The organism is Marinomonas phycocola (assembly GCF_047525455.1).
In the GTDB taxonomy this organism is placed as follows: Bacteria; Pseudomonadota; Gammaproteobacteria; order Pseudomonadales; family Marinomonadaceae; genus Marinomonas.
The window spans coordinates 68471-84021 of sequence record NZ_JBLIXL010000009.1; the positions used below are offsets into that span (position 1 = coordinate 68471).

Sequence of the window (15551 nt, forward strand, 5' to 3'; positions counted from 1 at the left end):
TACTTTTAAAAAGTGAATAGCTCATCTTTTTTTCCAAATACTTCGTCAAGATCTGGTTCAAGGTTGACTTTTGATTGTTGCTCAAGAAGTTTTTTGTATGTTTCTTGTAGCGTAGTCAAATTCGATACACGAGCTTCAGAAAGGCGCTGTGCGTAAACTATTTCTAACGCGCCTGAGTTATTGAGCTTCGCAACGCTTTCCGCGGGTAAATTCATTAACGTCTTTGTATCTATATGATAGAAACCGTCTAAAATTTTATCTTCTGATCCCTCTTTATAAGGTATTTCCCATGGGATGATAAGGTTTTCGCTTGCTAATTCAGCAACCAGTTTTAATGTTTGGGCTCGTGCGTGAAACGTTTGATTTAAGAACTCAGTCATTCTTGTCATCATTGGAGATAGATTGGAGTCATCTTTAAAGAAGGGGATATCGCCTTCTGTTATCTCTGTTTTTATTGCACTTTCTTCAATGCAAAGTTGGAGTTGAGAGTGTTCCTTATCGAATTCTAATGAAAAAGGTTTGCCTCTATAGAAAGAGGGCTTATATCCACCTAACCAACGTCTATTAGGAAGCACAAATAAATTTTCATTAGGTTTTAGTGCTTGTAGGCCAACTAAGTCAAATGTGTCAGGTTGATTACCATTAGAGTGTTTTTGAAAAACAATGCTCATATGTTGTGTTACTTGAGAAAGCTCTTCCCTAACCAGCGGAACAGTAGTCATTTTTGATGCATAACCCATATCGATACTTGGCGTATAGCCTGCTTTATTATGTATGGATCTCTGTAGTGATACGTAGCGAGTCATATATTATCTCCAATACAACTAAAAATATGCGGCACATTGTATCATGCAGAGACGTATTTTATGTGATCAGAAACACTTAAATTTGTATCTTGATAAGGTAAATTATGTGTTTTAGATTGAGACAAAAAATAGATTAAATCGCTATTCAGTCGTTCTTGTTTAGTGTATTTTTAGATGTCGCATTTTTTGTTAAGCTTTTGAGAAGAATAGATTGAAATCAGGTCGTGGATTAAAAGAACACAGTGCATCAATCGGTATTACATTACGTATACTGGATGCAACGAGTATAGTGGCAGCCGGTTTCCTTTCGTTTTACTTGTTCTTTGAACACAATTTTTTCGGTGGTTATTTTTACAATAATATCTTGATTGGCGTTTTGATGGGGCAAGTTGCTTATAGTTCGCTTGGTGCCTATCAAGGGTGGCGAGGGACCAACTCGACTACCGAAGCCAGCCTGGTATTTTGGTCTCACATTGTGACCTTCTTACTTATTGTCCTTTCTGCATACGTAACCCAATATGGTGATTCTCTGCCGAGAATGTGGGTGTTTTCTTGGTTTCTTTGGTCTTTGGGTTTTATTGCTCTTTTGCGCATCGCTGTGCGTAGGATACTTGGATATTTACGTGCAAAAGGCAGAAACATCCGTCGAATATTATTGGTTGGGAATGGTGATCTAGGGCAGAGAGTAATTAAAAAATTGCAGCTTCATCCAAATTTGGGTCTATCTGTAGTTGGTTTTGTTGACGACGAAGCGACGTCTGAGTTTGTCAACCCGAATTATCCTATCCTTGGTTCAATAGATGAAATTGAGAGAATTGTTCAAGAAAGGGCTGTAGATCAAGTTTGGATTACTTTGCCATTAGGTGATGTGCAAAAAATGGAAAAAGTTCAGTCCTTACTAGTGACGACAACGGTAACGATTCGTATTGTGCCGGACATTTTTGGTTTTCAGTTATTGAATCATTCTATTACCGAAGTAGCAGGACTTCCTTTAATTAACTTGTCGACCTCGCCTATGCTAGAAGGCAAAAATAGAGTTTTGAAGTTACTTGAAGACAAAGTCTTAGCGTTTCTTATTTTATTGATAATCAGCCCTATTATGCTGGCTTTAGCGATTGGAGTTAAGTTGTCCTCAAAAGGCCCCGTATTTTATCGACAAGAGCGAGTGAGCTGGAATGGGCGTTCTTTTTATATGTTGAAATTCCGCTCAATGGCTGTCGATAGTGAGGCAGACGGTGTTACCTGGGGAGGGGCATCAGATATGAAGGTGACTCGATTTGGTCGTTTCATTCGAGAATCGAGTTTAGATGAGCTTCCTCAATTTATTAATGTCCTGAAAGGCGATATGTCTATTGTAGGTCCTAGACCTGAAAGAACCATTTTTGTTGAACAATTCAAATATGAAATTCCGCTTTATATGAAAAAGCATATGGTCAAAGCTGGCATTACAGGTTGGGCACAGGTGAATGGTTGGCGTGGGGATTCTGATTTGCAGCAACGGATTGATTGTGACCTGTATTACATCGAAAATTGGTCTATTTGGTTAGATTTGAAAATAATTGTGTTTACTATTATTAATGGTTTCTTTCATCAGAATGCAAAATAACCGTATGAAAAGTGATGGAGCTATTACAAAGTCAGTTTTTTTACCCTTCTTTGTTTGGTTTGTTGCTTCCCTTTCTTTAGGTCTTAGCTTAGTTTTGAATGAAGGCGTTTCAGTAGCACCTTTAGTTCTATTGTGCGCCTTTTTTTATCTTACTACCAAAAGAGTGCATTGGTCTTTTGATCGTTTAGACTTGCTTTTAGCGGCATCTTTTTTTATTTACTTTTTGAGCATGATTTTGTTTGTGTATCTTGATGGTTGGCATACACGAGAGCTTGATCGTCCTGTTCGTTTCTTACTTGCTTTACCTGTATTGCTTGTCTTATTAAAATTGCCATATAAACATCACTACCTTTGGTTTGGTGTCCTATTTGGTGCAATAGGTGCGTTTTGTGTTGCTGTGTTTGATCGTTGGGTTTTAGGGTTAGACCGAGCAAGTGGCTTTGAGCATCCTATTATGTTTGGTAATACGGCTTTATTGTTAGGTGGTTTGTCTTTCTGCGCTTTTTTGTATTTCAAGTCAGATCAGGGTAGGTATAAGTTAAGTGTATTGGCTGTTATTGCTACTCTATGTGGTGTCTTTGCGTCTTTACTTTCAGGTACTAGAGGTGGGTGGATATCATTACCTATTATTTGTGTTTTTATTTTCTGGCAAAGTCGAGATTTGCTGAATAAAAAAATACGCATTTGGGGTGGGGGGCTGCTGTTGGTTATCGGGATTGCTGTTCTTGTTACCCCTCAATTTGGGGTCGCAAAGCGGCTAAATGAAGCTGTGACGGATGTGTATCGTTATCAAGCGGGTGATTTTACGTATAATTCTGTTGGATTGCGTTTTGAAATGTGGAAAGGCGCTATTTATATGTTTCAAATGGCGCCTGTTTTTGGTGTTGGTGAGTACAATAGCGTTAAGATAAAACAAGAATTAGAGCGTGAGGGGCGTATTGATGCAGCTATTCTACCGTTTTCTCATGCACATAATGAATACCTTACTTCTTTAAGTTTAAGGGGTGTTGTAGGGCTGCTTTTCTTGCTAGCCGTATATTTGGTGCCTCTAAAGCTGTTTTTAAATAAAATGCGTTTATATCAACATAATTGGAGTGTGAAGTCTTATGCTTTAGCTGGGGCGCTAATTCCGATGAGCTATATGGATTTTGCCCTTACACAGTCTATGTTTAGTCATAATATAGGTGTGATGTTTTATGCTTTTACTATTGTGTTCTTTTGGGCTGCTACAAGGTGGATGGAGCGCTTGCAAACTTAATCCTGATAATTGACTTACAGTTAAATGACGAACCTATTTACTTTGAATGTTTAAAGTATCGCTGTATTTTTCAAACTTCGCTTAGCTGTTTCCAAGTGCTTTTCTAAGGCGCGTGTTGCTCCTCGGTAATCTTTCATTAACATCTTGCTAATAATATCGATGTGTTCTTGTACTGCGACAGTGTTTCTGTCTTTTTCTGAGTTTTTATCCCATTGATAATGATAGTGAAAAACAAAGCTGATAATGTCATAAAATTGACTCACAAACTGATTTGGATGGGCCGATTGCATCAGTGTGTGGAACTTTCGGTCTAATTTTGGAAATTCATCGAATCTTTCTTCCATATGGGGAGCCAGTTTTTGATGTTCGAGAAGCAGCGCTTCAAGCTGAACCCAATGTCTGTTCGACTCTTCCAGTTGCATGAATTTTGATAAAGAGTGCATTTCAAATAAATGGCGGATTTCATGCAGTTCGTCAACAAAAGGCTCATCAAAATTTTTCATTTGCCATTGAGAACGAGGGTTTTTTTCGATAAGCCCAAAACGTGAAAAACGAATTAGAAATTCCCTGACTGTGATTGTGTTGCAGTTAGACTGTCTGGCCAACTCCAGTTCAGAAAATCGATCACCGGGTTTGATTTTCCCATTTAAAATCAAATCTAAGAAATGCTCTTCAACTTGTTTGTCTTTAGATGTGCTTTGTTGGCTCGTGTCAAAATAATGGCTGGCCTGTGGGATTTCTGACAGTGTTTTCTGAGAGCCAGATTTTTCAATAAATCCTTTTTCGATTAAATACTCCACTGTTTTTCGTGCTGTAGAGCGGCTGACCTCAAGTCTATTTGCAATGGCTAAGTCGGTAGGGAGAATGTCTCCTAACTGATACTCGTTTCTAATAATATCGAATAAAGCATTGACGGCTCTTTGAAAAAGAAAGTTCTTCCTGCTCACAACCCTACCTCATGTTTTTTTGGAATACTAACATACAGAAGCCTTTGTATGACTACTACGCTTGTTAATGCTTTGTTAAACATAGACTCAAAATGCTCATTTATAACTCATAAACTCTGCTTTTCCGTCTGTTTTTGCCTCGTCTTATCATCGCTAATGACTTCGTGCAAAAGTCTCATATAGCTTAGTCTAGAATGCGTATTGGAACGCGCAGGTTCTTTGATTTATTTGTTATTTTTCAATAATAAACGCATTTAAGTAAATAATGTCAGTAAATGTGGTTTTTATTTTGGGTTATTATAAATAAAAAACAATTGATTTTTATTTATAATAACCATAATCTGATTTTAGCTTCTGCATAAAAATACAACAAATAATAAAAATAAGTGTGAGGTTGTTTAATGAATGATTTGTTAGAAATTAAAAACCTGCGCAAGAGTTTCGGCCCAGTTGATGTATTGTGTGGTGTGAATCTAACCTTGCATAAAGGGGAAGTGTTGGCTGTTGTTGGTGATAATGGTGCGGGTAAATCCACCTTAATTAAACACATTGCAGGTGTGTATCATCAAGATCAGGGCGGGATCTTCCTAAACGGTTCAAAAGTGGATTTTGAATCACCAAAAGAAGGACGAGAAGCAGGTATTGAAACCGTTTATCAAGATCTTGCTTTAGCTAACGAGTTGTCTGTTGGTGCAAACATTTTTCTAGGGCGTGAGCCGATTAAGAAAGTGTTTGGTGTATTCCCTACTATTGATAATCAGAAAATCTTACAAGAAACAGAGAATCTGATTAATCGTATTGAAAGTCATATTCCTTCTAAAGCACCTAACGTTGCTGGCTTGTCTGGTGGACAGCGCCAAGCGGTTGCCATTGCTCGTGCTTTATATTGGCAAGCTAAAGTGGTTATTTTAGACGAACCAACGGCTGCTTTAGCTGTGATGGAACGAGATAATGTGGTGAAACTGTCCAAGTTACTTGCAAGTGAAGGCGTTGGCGTCATTTATGTTGGTCATAACTTAGTAGAAATCTTAGATGTGGCCGATCGAGTTGCGGTGATGTTTCAAGGTCAAGTGGTGTATGTCACTCGTTCTGAAGACACAACCCAAGAAGAGCTAATTAAGTACATGACTGGCTTTTCTGAAACCAAAGTTGCATAGCGTAAAAGCAGACCAATGCTGGTTCAGCTTGGCCTCTTAGGCAATGCATTCAATCTGTTAGAATATTTTTTAGATTCGATAACAAAAATAAGAGAGTAATTATGAAAAAGTTTACCCCCATTTTAGCATCAGCTGCGTTAGTCATGAGCATGGTGGCCACCTCTATGTCAGCAACAGCCGCTGAGTCTTATGTCCCTGTGATTGTGAAAGCGACAACCTCAGAATATTGGCAGACTGTTTTTTTAGGTGCACGAGAAGCGGCTAAAGACGCAGGCGTTCGCATTGAAGAACTGGGTGCGGCGGCTGAATCTGATATTGCGGAGCAAATCGCCATCGTGGAAAACACCATTACTCGCCAGCCAACAGCGATTGTTTTGGCTCCAACAGCGACAGACCCATTATCTGGTGTGGTTGAAGCTGCGACTGAGGCGGGTATCCCCGTTATTCTAATTGACTCAGCAGTTGGCACAAATGCCTATGCATCTTTCCTTTCAACTAACAACTATGTTGGTGGTCAAAAAGGCGCAGAAGCGCTTGCTCAATGCATCAAAGACAAAACAGGTAAAGCAGAAGGCAAAGTGGCTTATCTGACGTCATTAGCGGGTGTTGAATCGCTGACTTCTCGTGATAATGGTTTTCTTGACGGTATAAAAGCGTACCCAGGCATTAAAGTGGTTGATAACCGCATTGGTAACAACGATATGGCACAAGGCCTAACAAATACATTGGATATCCTAAGCCGTACACCAGATCTAGCGGGTTTATTCGCAGATAATGCCATCATGGGGGTCGGTGCGGGTGCTGCATTGGATGAACGTGGGGGAAATAAGCCTTGTTTGATTGCATTTGATGCGGACGAGCAAGAAGTGAGCTTATTGAAAGACAATATTATTGACGGTTTAGTTGTTCAAGATCCTTACATGATGGGTTATGCCGGCGTGTGGTTTGCCGCAGCGGCGGGTAATGGTGCGCGTTTACCAAAAGAAATTGATACGGGCGTTATGGTCGTTACTCCTAGTAATTACAAAGAGTCTAAATTCGCTGGTTTATTAGATCCTAAAAAGCGTGAATTGGATTCTTTTGTTGGTGATTAATTTTATTTGAGATAAGTGAGAGGGGAGAGTTTTTTGCCCTATTCCCTCCCCTTTCTCGACTTATTCGGAGTGAATAAAATTATTGGAGGGGTTATGTCTGTACCGCAATTGAGTGAATTAAAAGATCAAGATGTGAATGGGTCTGTTATTGATAAATTGTCTCAAAGAATTAAGCATAAAGGTGTGCCAGTTGAAACCTTTGTTGTCCTGTTAACCGCATTGCTGTGGGTTATGCTTGCTTTTGCTTCTCCGTATTTTTTAACGGAAGGCAATATTCTAAACATTATGCGCCAAGTATCGATCTCAGGAATCATTGCATTTGGTGTGCTGTTTACCATTTTGATCGCTGGCATTGATTTATCCGTGGGTTCTGTAGCAGCGTTGGCCGGTGTTGTCGTTGCGAAACTATTGGTTTTGGGCTTGCCTATTTGGTTGGCAGTTGCTGGCGCTCTGGGTTTGGGTATTGTCATTGGATTCTTTAATGCCTTTGCTATTTTTCGCTTGGGTATTCCCGCGTTTATTGTGACTCTGGCTGGTTTGCAAGCGTATCGAGGTGGTGCGTTATTAGTCAGTGATGGCATGAGTGTATCGGGTTTACCGCGTGCGTTCAGTGCATTTGCTCGTGGAGAGTTTTTAGGCATACCAACGTTATTTTGGACCATGGCTATCATTGGTTTGATTCTCCATTTTGTTTTAACAAAAACTCGAACAGGGCGCTATTTAATTGCAATGGGAAGCAATCAAGAGTCTGCCAGTCGAGTGGGTATTAACATTAGTAAAATGACGTTTATTGCGTATACCTTAAGTGCCGGATTGGCTGCGTTAGCGGGGATATTATTGGTATCGCGTTTGAGTGTGGGAACACCGACGGCGGCCATGGCGTATGAATTGAATGCCATTGCAGCGGCTGTTGTTGGTGGTGCGAGTTTATTTGGTGGTAGGGGCTCTATTGTAGGGACATTTATCGGTGCTCTCTTGTTTGTCACTATTGCAAATGGCGCTAATTTATTAGGTGTTGATCCTTTCTGGCAAATGGTTGCAGCCGGAGTCTTGATTGCCATTGTTGTTTATATCGATAACGTTCAAAAACGCCGTAAATTGGGTGTTTAGAGCTTTTATACTGCTGTACGTTATGTGATGTCTGATTTTTAGGAGAGTTTTGTGATGAAATCCGTTGTGTGTACGCAACCCGGAGAGATGGAAGTGCGTGATATTGAGCGCCCTCAGGATCGAGCTGGACAGGTTATAGTGAAGATAAAGCGTATTGGGGTGTGTGGCACAGACATTCATGCATTTGGAGGGAATCAGCCATTTTTCCAATACCCTAGAGTGCTGGGTCATGAGTTATCGGGTGTGATTGATTCCATCGGCGAAGGTGTCAATTTGGAAGTTGGACAGGAAGTATACATTGTTCCTTATATGTCTTGCGGCCAGTGTATCGCTTGTCGAAATGCTAAAAGCAATTGCTGTTCAAATATTCAGGTGTTAGGTGTTCATGTAGACGGTGGCATGTGTGAGTACTTACAAGTTCCCGCAGAATATGTTATCAAAACCGATGGCATTCCATTGGATCAATTAGCCGTTGTGGAATGCTTGGCCATTGGTGCTCATGCGGTTCGTCGCTCAGAGATAAAGGTGGATACTGATGTGTTGGTTGTCGGTGCTGGTCCGATAGGCATGGGAATTGCTCAATTCGCTAAAGAAAAAGGCGCTCGTGTCATTGTGATGGACACGAATCAAGAGCGTTTGGATTTTTGCAAAAATACCTTGAAATTGGATGCTGTGGTACAGGCAGGAGAAGGTGCAACTGAAGCACTTGCAGAGTTAACCAATAATGAATTTATATTGACGGTATTTGATGCAACCGGAAACCCAAAAGCCATGGAAGCCGGATTTAAATGGGTGGCTCATGGTGGGCGTTATGTATTAGTGAGCGTTGTTAAGTCTGACATTTCGTTTTCAGATCCTGAATTCCATAAGCGAGAAATGACATTAATGGGAAGTCGTAATGCTACTCATGAGGATTTTGCTCATGTGGTCTCGTGTTTACGTAATGGTTCTGTTATTGCTGAATCCATGATTACTCACCGAGGTGCCTTGTTGGATCTACCAACTTTACTGCCTGAATGGAGTAAATCGGAAAGTGGTGTGATTAAAGCACTGATTGAGGTCTAATCATGAGTGATGAGGTAAATCTAATGCAGGCGGTTCACTCAAATAAAAGCGTTATCATGCAGTTTGGTACGAGTCGCTTTTTACAAGCGCATGTGGACTTTTTTGTTGGTGAATCGCTTGCTCAAGGGCATTCAAAAAGTAAAGTTGTTATTGTTCAAACCTCTAGTAGTTCATCTGGTAAGCAGCGTCTTGCAGCGTTTAAAAAAGCGTCTGCTTACCCAGTAAAAATACAGGGAATACAAGGCGGTGAAATTGTCGATGAGACCCGCTATATAGACAGTATTGAAACGGGGTTTCAGGCAGATAACGAATGGGACGACATTGTGACAGTATTCTGTCAGCGTGTGACACACGTTGTGTCGAATACCGCGGATCAAGGTTATGTATTAGAAGAGGATGACCATCTTCAGTTAACGCCACCAAAGAGTTTCCCTGCAAAGCTTTTGGTGTTGTTAAGTGCTCGTTTTGAGGTAAATGCTATTCCTGTCACCATCATGCCCTGTGAACTGGTGGTGAATAATGGGGATGTAATAAAGAACTTAGTGCTGGAACTTGCTAAACAATGGTCTCTATCGGATGCATTTTTAGAGTGGCTACAGAATCAGTGCCTGTGGGTAAATTCTTTAGTTGATCGTATTGTCTCAGAGTCAATAGATCCGATCGGCGCGGTAGCGGAGCCTTATGCGTTGTGGGCGATTGAAAATCAGCCTAATTTAGTATTGCCTTGCAAGCATAAGGCGATTCGAGTGCTAGAAAACTTAGAAGATGCAGAATTTTTAAAGTTAGGTGTTTTGAATTTATCGCATACTTTTATAGTCGATACATGGAGGAAGTTAAAGGCAGATGGGCGTTTGAACGATGAAATAGCGCAAGTCAATACGGTTTTTGAAGCGATGGAAAACCCAATACTAAGGGTCGCTTTTGAAACCGTACTGACTGACGAAGTGATACCTGTATTACTGGCGATGGATTTAAATGAAGATGTTACGGCTTATGTTGATACTGTCCGAGAGCGTTTTCTAAACCCTTTTTTAAAGCATCGTTTACAAGATATTGAACAGAATCATGTCGCAAAGATTGAACGTCGAATTATGCCAATTATTAAAAAAGGTAAGCAACTTCTCCCTAACGTATCTCTTACTCATTTGGAGGCGTGTTTGTCTCGTAATCAGTTATCACCGTCACAGAATCAGTTAATGGGGAACAAATGAATGGCGCATCAACTGCTTAGAATTCATCCTGATGATAATGTTATTGTTGCATTGCAAGATTTTCAAAAAGGTGAAGTTATTGTATTGGACGGTGAGTCTTATGTCATGGCTGAAAAAGTGAAAGCGAAGCATAAGTTTGCCATTCGGGGTTTTTCGGTTGGAGACGCGGTCATTCAGTATGGTATTACGGTCGGTGAAGTCATTCACCCTATAGCAAAAGGCAGGGTGTTGACCGTAGAGAACACCCGGCACAGCAGCCAGTCTTATGGTCAGGATGTTGATTCCTATGAATGGAAAAAACCGGATGTTTCTCCATGGGAAGGTAAGACCTTTAAAGGCGTTAAACGACAAGATGGACGGATAGGGACTGCGAATTATTGGATCGTTGTACCTCTGGTTTTTTGTCAAAATAGAAACATTGAGCGTATGAAAATTGCCCTGCAAGATGCATTAGGGTATCGCAATGAAACCCACCATATTGATCTAGCACGCGGTTTGGTTTCTCAATATCAAAACGGTGATTTGTTAGAGAAAAATGACGATGTTATCGGCGTTGGTGAAGAGACTATTGAGTTAGATAAACCGCCGATTTTTCCTAATGTTGATGGGGTTAAATTTCTTACACACACGGCGGGTTGTGGCGGTACTCGCGAGGATGCTCTGTCATTTTGTAAGTTGTTAGCGGGGTACATTCATCACCCAAATGTCGCTGGAGCGACGATACTTAGTTTGGGCTGTCAGAATGCGCAAATGTCTCTGTTGCAATCAGAATTAACAAAGCTGGATCCTGATGGTGTCACGCCAGTGCAATGGTATGAGCAGCAAGCGTATGGTCAAGAAAAAAGAATGCTTGATGCGGCCATTAAAAGCACATTTAAAGGTTTAATCGACGCCAATAAAGCTGTTCGTGAAGACGTGCCTCTGTCGGCATTAAAAATTGGGGTTGAATGCGGTGGCTCTGATGGTTTTTCTGGGTTGTCTGCGAACCCTTTAATTGGGCGTGTTGTGGATAAAGTGGTGGCACTTGGGGGAGCGTCTATTTTAGGGGAGTTTCCAGAATTGTGCGGCGTTGAGCAGAACATACTGAATCGTTGCACACGTCCAGAATTAAGAATCCGTTTTTCCCAATTGATGAAAGCTTATGAAGCTCATGCATTAGCGGTAGGGGCGACATTCGATATGAATCCTTCCCCTGGTAACATCCGTGACGGCTTAATTACCGATGCAATGAAATCAGCAGGTGCTGCGTTAAAAGGTGGAGCTGCACCGGTGGAGGATGTCTTAGACTATACCGAAGTAGTAACACGAGCAGGATTAAATTTACTGTGTACTCCGGGAAATGATGTGGAATCCACTACGGCGTTGGTTGGGTCAGGAGCAAATTTGGTTTTATTCTCGACAGGCCTTGGTACACCAACGGGCAACCCTATCGTACCTGTAATGAAAATATCGAGTAATACGGCTGTTGCCGAAAAAATGCATGACATTATTGATTTTAACGCTGGTCCAATTGTTACTGGGGAGCGAGGTTTAGAAGAACTCAGTAATGAGTTATTGGATTTGTGCATTGCAGCAGCTTCAGGTGATTATTTAGTGAAGTCACGACGACTAGAGCAAGACGATTTTATACCATGGAAGCGCGGTGTTTCCCTTTAGTGCCCTTTTGATCATGTTAAAAGTAGGTCATAAAACAAGTATTAAGAAATTGAGGTTAAGTCGGTATGAAGCATTTTGCTCTGGCACTGGATTTAAAAGATGATTCCAAACTTATTGCAGAATACGAAGCGTATCATCGTGAAGTGTGGCCAGAAGTACTAGAGGCCATTCGTCATGTTGGTATTTTGGATATGAAGATTTTCCGTTTAGGCTCGCGTATGTTTATGCAGATGACAACAACGGATGAGTACGATGAGGCTGAAGCCCAAATTTATTTGGCCAGTGATCCTAAATCGCAAGAGTGGGAGAAGCTAATGGATACCTATCAACAAAGACTCGTTGGCTATCCAGCGGAGAAAAAGTGGATTCAGATGTCTTGTTGCTTTGATTTATCGGAGCAAAAATAAGACGACGTACCTGATATAGGGAATGGTTATGAATTCAGATCTAAGAATCGATGCGCATCAGCATTTTTGGCATTACAGTCGAGAGGAGTACGATTGGATTGATGCTTCTATGTCGTTATTGCAAAAAGACTTTTTACCTGTAGATTTAAAACCGGAATTAGACGCCCAAAAAATATCAGGTTGCCTTGCTGTACAAGCAAGGCAAACGCTTGAGGAAACCTTGTGGTTATTATCATTAGCGAAACAGCACCCATGGATTAAAGGGGTAGTGGGCTGGGTTGATTTACGCTCGCAAGCATTACTTTATCAGCTTGATTTGTTATCTGAATACCCCAGTTTAAAGGGGTTTCGGCATGTTTTACAAGGAGAGCTTGATCCTAACTTTATGCTAAGCAGTGATTTTATCGCAGGCATTAAAGAAATTGCATCGAGAGGGTATTGCTACGATATTTTAGTCGTGCAGCATCAGCTTCCAGAAGTGATTAAGTTTGTTGAAGCCTTACCTGTTATGCCTCTGGTTATTGATCATATCGCGAAACCCGTGATTAGTTGTGCTTTATCTGAAGCCAAAAAAGGTTCCGCACAAAGTAAAGCTGTGGACCCGTATAATGTCGCGTGGGAAGCCTGGTGTTCAAATATGGAGGTTTTGTCTCAGTTCGATCATGTCCATTGCAAGTTATCAGGAATGGTGACCGAAGCAGAATGGCAAACTTGGACGCCAGAGCAATTATGGCCTTATTTGGAAAAAGTCATGGATTGTTTTGGGCCTGAACGAGTGATGTTTGGTTCGGATTGGCCTGTCTGTCAGGTGGCGGGTCGTTACAGTGACGTCATCGACCTTGTTGAATCTTTCGTGAATGCACGATTCCCAGAACACAAAGTGAATATTATGGGGCGTAATGCAAGCCAATTTTATTCTCTGTAGTATCAATATATGAAGTGAGATAACGAATGCAGTATAAGCAATTAGGCACAACGGACTTACATCTTTCAGTATTAGGTTACGGTGCTTCGCCTTTAGGCAGTGTCTTTAAAGATATAGAGGAATCAATAGGCATTCGTACGGTTCATACGGCGTTGGATCAGGGAATTAACTACATCGATTGCTCTCCGTATTATGGCTTAACAAAGGCAGAGGCGGTTCTAGGGAAAGCCTTAAAAGGAGTGAGCAGAGACAAATACATACTTTCGACCAAAGCGGGCCGATATGGCCCAGACTTTAGTGATTTCGATATGTCTCCAACGCGTATTCAACGTAGTCTAGAAGAAAGTCTACAGCGACTGGGTGTTGATGAGTTGGATATATTCTTGCTGCATGACATTGAATTTGTTGATTTAGAGCAGGTTATTCATGAATCTTTGCCGTATTTAGAAAGGCTAAAGCAAGAGGGGAAAATTCGTTACTTTGGTGTGACGGGTTACCCATTAGAAAGTTTTAAACGCATTGTTGAGCAGTGTGATATTGATTGCATTTTGAGCTATTGCCGTTATGCATTGCATGATGATTCTTTGACTCAGTTATTGCCTTTATTAGGCGAGAAAGGTGTTGGTATTATCAATGCGTCACCAACTGCTATGGGGTTGTTAACCAAACGTGGTGGGCCAGACTGGCACCCAGCGTCTCCAGAATTAATTGCCTGTTGTAATGCCGCTGAGGCTTTATGTGCTCGAGAGGGTGTGGATATTACTCAGTTGGCCATGCAGTTTGCAGTGCAACACCCATCGATTAGTTCGACGTTAGTGGGTACGGCGAATCCTACGAATCTGTTGAATAACATTAATTGGATTAATGAACCAATAAACGATAATTTGGTACAGTCAATAAGGCTAGTTTTTGAGGGGTGTTTGCAAACTGTTTGGGCATCAGGGAAAGTTGAAAATCAAGACAAGCCGTTTTAGTGATAGAAAATAAATTGTGAATATAAAAAAACCGAATGCACATGATTCGGCTTTTTTTTGAGCTGTTATTTTGAGGGTTAAGTAATTAATTACTTAGCTGCTTCTTCATCTTCCATAGGCTCTTCTTCTGTTGCGGCTGTTTCGATATCTAATAGCTCAACAACGAATTTCAAAGGAGAGTTTGGTGGGATTGGGCCTGTACCGCCAGGACCATAAGCAAGGTCTGCTGGAATATACAGTTCGTATTTTGAACCGACTGTCATTAATTGTAGACCTTCAGTCCAACCCGGGATAACTTGGTTTAATGGGAAGCTAATTGGCTCGCCACGTTCATAAGAGCTATCAAATACGGTACCGTCTACAAGAGAGCCTTCATAATTTACTTTTACAGTATCTGTTTCTATTGGTGATTTGCCTTCACTAGTCGTGATGGCTTTGTACATTAGGCCAGATTCCGTTTTCATGACGCCATCAGTTTTATCTAACTCAGCAAACCATGACGCGTTTTTCTCAGCGGCTTCGGCTGCTAGTTTTTCTTGCTCACGTTGTGCCTCGGCAATTTTTTCCTGTTGGAAGGCTTGGATAGATGCCTCAATTTCTTCTTCCGTCATGGATAATTGCTTGCCAGCGTAGGCATCTTTAAAACCTTTAATAAAGGTTTCAAGGTCTAAATCTGTAAAATCTTGACCCATACGTCCGCCGAACATAGAACCAACACTGTATCCTAAGCGTTGCTCTTTGCTTTCAAGTGTTGGCGCGTCATGATCGCTGTCCGCAAAAGCCAAAGTTGTCGTTGATAGCATTAAAGCCGCAATAAATGTTTTTTTCATGATTCAATTCCAATAATTAATAAGGAGCAATAAAAGTGTTTGTTTTCCATTTTTAACACAGACAACAGACAAAAACCAATGCTGGTTTTGTCTCATTGTGTCGTAGATGAATCAAGTCGTTTTACGCAATCATTACAATGATAAGTATGAGTGAAAATATGTTAAATCAATATGTTAAAGAAGACTTTCTAATAGAGAGAGAATATTCTTTTGGTCTGTTTCAGAAACCGCCTCTCGCTCTAAAGTCTCTTGAAGTTCTTCTTTAAAGTGTTGATCAAACTCAGCTGCGCCCATTCCATCAAGGCCACCGTGAACACCGAGCAACCCCAGTAAGTATGCGCAATAAAACAGTTGGTCTTGATCGTCGGTTTGATGTTCGAGAGTATGTAGTTGGCCACATAATTGATCTGATCTTTCTGCAAATGAAAGAGACATAATAAATTGGTGGGTTAGTTTATAGAACTAACCCTTCCTCCGTTTGTTTGTTGAATAAGAAGAGCGGTTG

15 protein-coding genes are annotated in these 15551 nt (G+C 40.9%); 11 read left to right on the forward strand and 4 right to left on the reverse strand.

Annotated elements, in window-relative coordinates:
* Window positions 1–5: 5 nt before the first annotated feature.
* Window positions 6–806 carry a SapC family protein gene (locus ACMUMJ_RS08755; protein ID WP_414678447.1) on the reverse strand — a complete coding sequence of 267 codons (801 nt, stop codon included), beginning with the start codon at window positions 804–806 and terminating at the stop codon, window positions 6–8.
* A 211-nt stretch (window positions 807–1017) separates the two neighbouring features.
* Here ACMUMJ_RS08755 and ACMUMJ_RS08760 point away from each other — a divergent pair, with 211 nt between their 5' ends.
* Window positions 1018–2412, forward strand: a complete 1395-nt coding sequence (locus ACMUMJ_RS08760) for an undecaprenyl-phosphate glucose phosphotransferase (protein ID WP_414678448.1) — start codon at window positions 1018–1020, stop codon at window positions 2410–2412.
* A complete protein-coding gene (locus tag ACMUMJ_RS08765; RefSeq protein ID WP_414678449.1) occupies window positions 2402–3670 on the forward strand; it encodes an O-antigen ligase family protein in 1269 nt (422 codons plus the stop codon). Before ACMUMJ_RS08760 ends, ACMUMJ_RS08765 begins: the two co-directional genes overlap by 11 nt.
* Window positions 3671–3720: 50 nt before the next feature.
* On the opposite strand, the gene ACMUMJ_RS08770 is transcribed toward ACMUMJ_RS08765, so the two are convergent.
* The gene (locus tag ACMUMJ_RS08770; protein ID WP_414678450.1) at window positions 3721–4617 is read right to left on the reverse strand and encodes a GntR family transcriptional regulator; all 897 of its coding nucleotides are present in this window, start codon (window positions 4615–4617) and stop codon (window positions 3721–3723) included.
* Between the two features lie 401 nt (window positions 4618–5018).
* On the opposite strand from ACMUMJ_RS08770, the gene ACMUMJ_RS08775 reads away from it, so the two are divergent.
* The 9 genes from ACMUMJ_RS08775 (at window position 5019) to ACMUMJ_RS08815 (ending at window position 14216) form a co-directional block, all read left to right on the forward strand.
* Window positions 5019–5774: an ATP-binding cassette domain-containing protein gene (locus ACMUMJ_RS08775; protein WP_414678451.1), complete on the forward strand. Its 756-nt coding sequence runs from the start codon at window positions 5019–5021 to the stop codon at window positions 5772–5774.
* Window positions 5775–5875: 101 nt separating this feature from the next.
* A complete protein-coding gene (locus ACMUMJ_RS08780) occupies window positions 5876–6868 on the forward strand; it encodes an ABC transporter substrate-binding protein (protein ID WP_414678452.1) in 993 nt (330 codons plus the stop codon).
* Window positions 6869–6961: 93 nt separating this feature from the next.
* Window positions 6962–7978 (forward strand): ABC transporter permease, encoded by a 1017-nt coding sequence (locus ACMUMJ_RS08785; RefSeq protein WP_414678454.1) that lies wholly within the window; start codon window positions 6962–6964, stop codon window positions 7976–7978.
* 54 nt (window positions 7979–8032) lie between these two features.
* The gene (locus ACMUMJ_RS08790) at window positions 8033–9043 is read left to right on the forward strand and encodes a zinc-binding alcohol dehydrogenase family protein (RefSeq protein WP_414678525.1); all 1011 of its coding nucleotides are present in this window, start codon (window positions 8033–8035) and stop codon (window positions 9041–9043) included.
* 2 nt (window positions 9044–9045) lie between these two features.
* A complete protein-coding gene (locus tag ACMUMJ_RS08795) occupies window positions 9046–10254 on the forward strand; it encodes a mannitol dehydrogenase family protein (RefSeq protein ID WP_414678455.1) in 1209 nt (402 codons plus the stop codon).
* The gene (locus ACMUMJ_RS08800) at window positions 10255–11910 is read left to right on the forward strand and encodes a UxaA family hydrolase (protein WP_414678456.1); all 1656 of its coding nucleotides are present in this window, start codon (window positions 10255–10257) and stop codon (window positions 11908–11910) included.
* Between the two features lie 65 nt (window positions 11911–11975).
* A complete protein-coding gene (locus ACMUMJ_RS08805) occupies window positions 11976–12317 on the forward strand; it encodes an L-rhamnose mutarotase (RefSeq protein ID WP_414678457.1) in 342 nt (113 codons plus the stop codon).
* Between the two features lie 28 nt (window positions 12318–12345).
* Window positions 12346–13242 (forward strand): amidohydrolase family protein, encoded by an 897-nt coding sequence (locus ACMUMJ_RS08810; protein WP_414678458.1) that lies wholly within the window; start codon window positions 12346–12348, stop codon window positions 13240–13242.
* 26 nt (window positions 13243–13268) lie between these two features.
* Window positions 13269–14216 (forward strand): aldo/keto reductase, encoded by a 948-nt coding sequence (locus tag ACMUMJ_RS08815; protein ID WP_414678459.1) that lies wholly within the window; start codon window positions 13269–13271, stop codon window positions 14214–14216.
* Between the two features lie 89 nt (window positions 14217–14305).
* Here the strand turns inward: ACMUMJ_RS08815 and ACMUMJ_RS08820 are convergent, their stop codons facing one another.
* Both ACMUMJ_RS08820 and ACMUMJ_RS08825 read right to left on the reverse strand, forming a co-directional pair.
* Window positions 14306–15046, reverse strand: coding sequence for an FKBP-type peptidyl-prolyl cis-trans isomerase (locus ACMUMJ_RS08820; protein WP_414678460.1), 741 nt, complete (start codon window positions 15044–15046; stop codon window positions 14306–14308).
* Window positions 15047–15220: 174 nt separating this feature from the next.
* The gene (locus ACMUMJ_RS08825) at window positions 15221–15481 is read right to left on the reverse strand and encodes a hypothetical protein (protein WP_414678461.1); all 261 of its coding nucleotides are present in this window, start codon (window positions 15479–15481) and stop codon (window positions 15221–15223) included.
* Window positions 15482–15551: the final 70 nt, after the last annotated feature.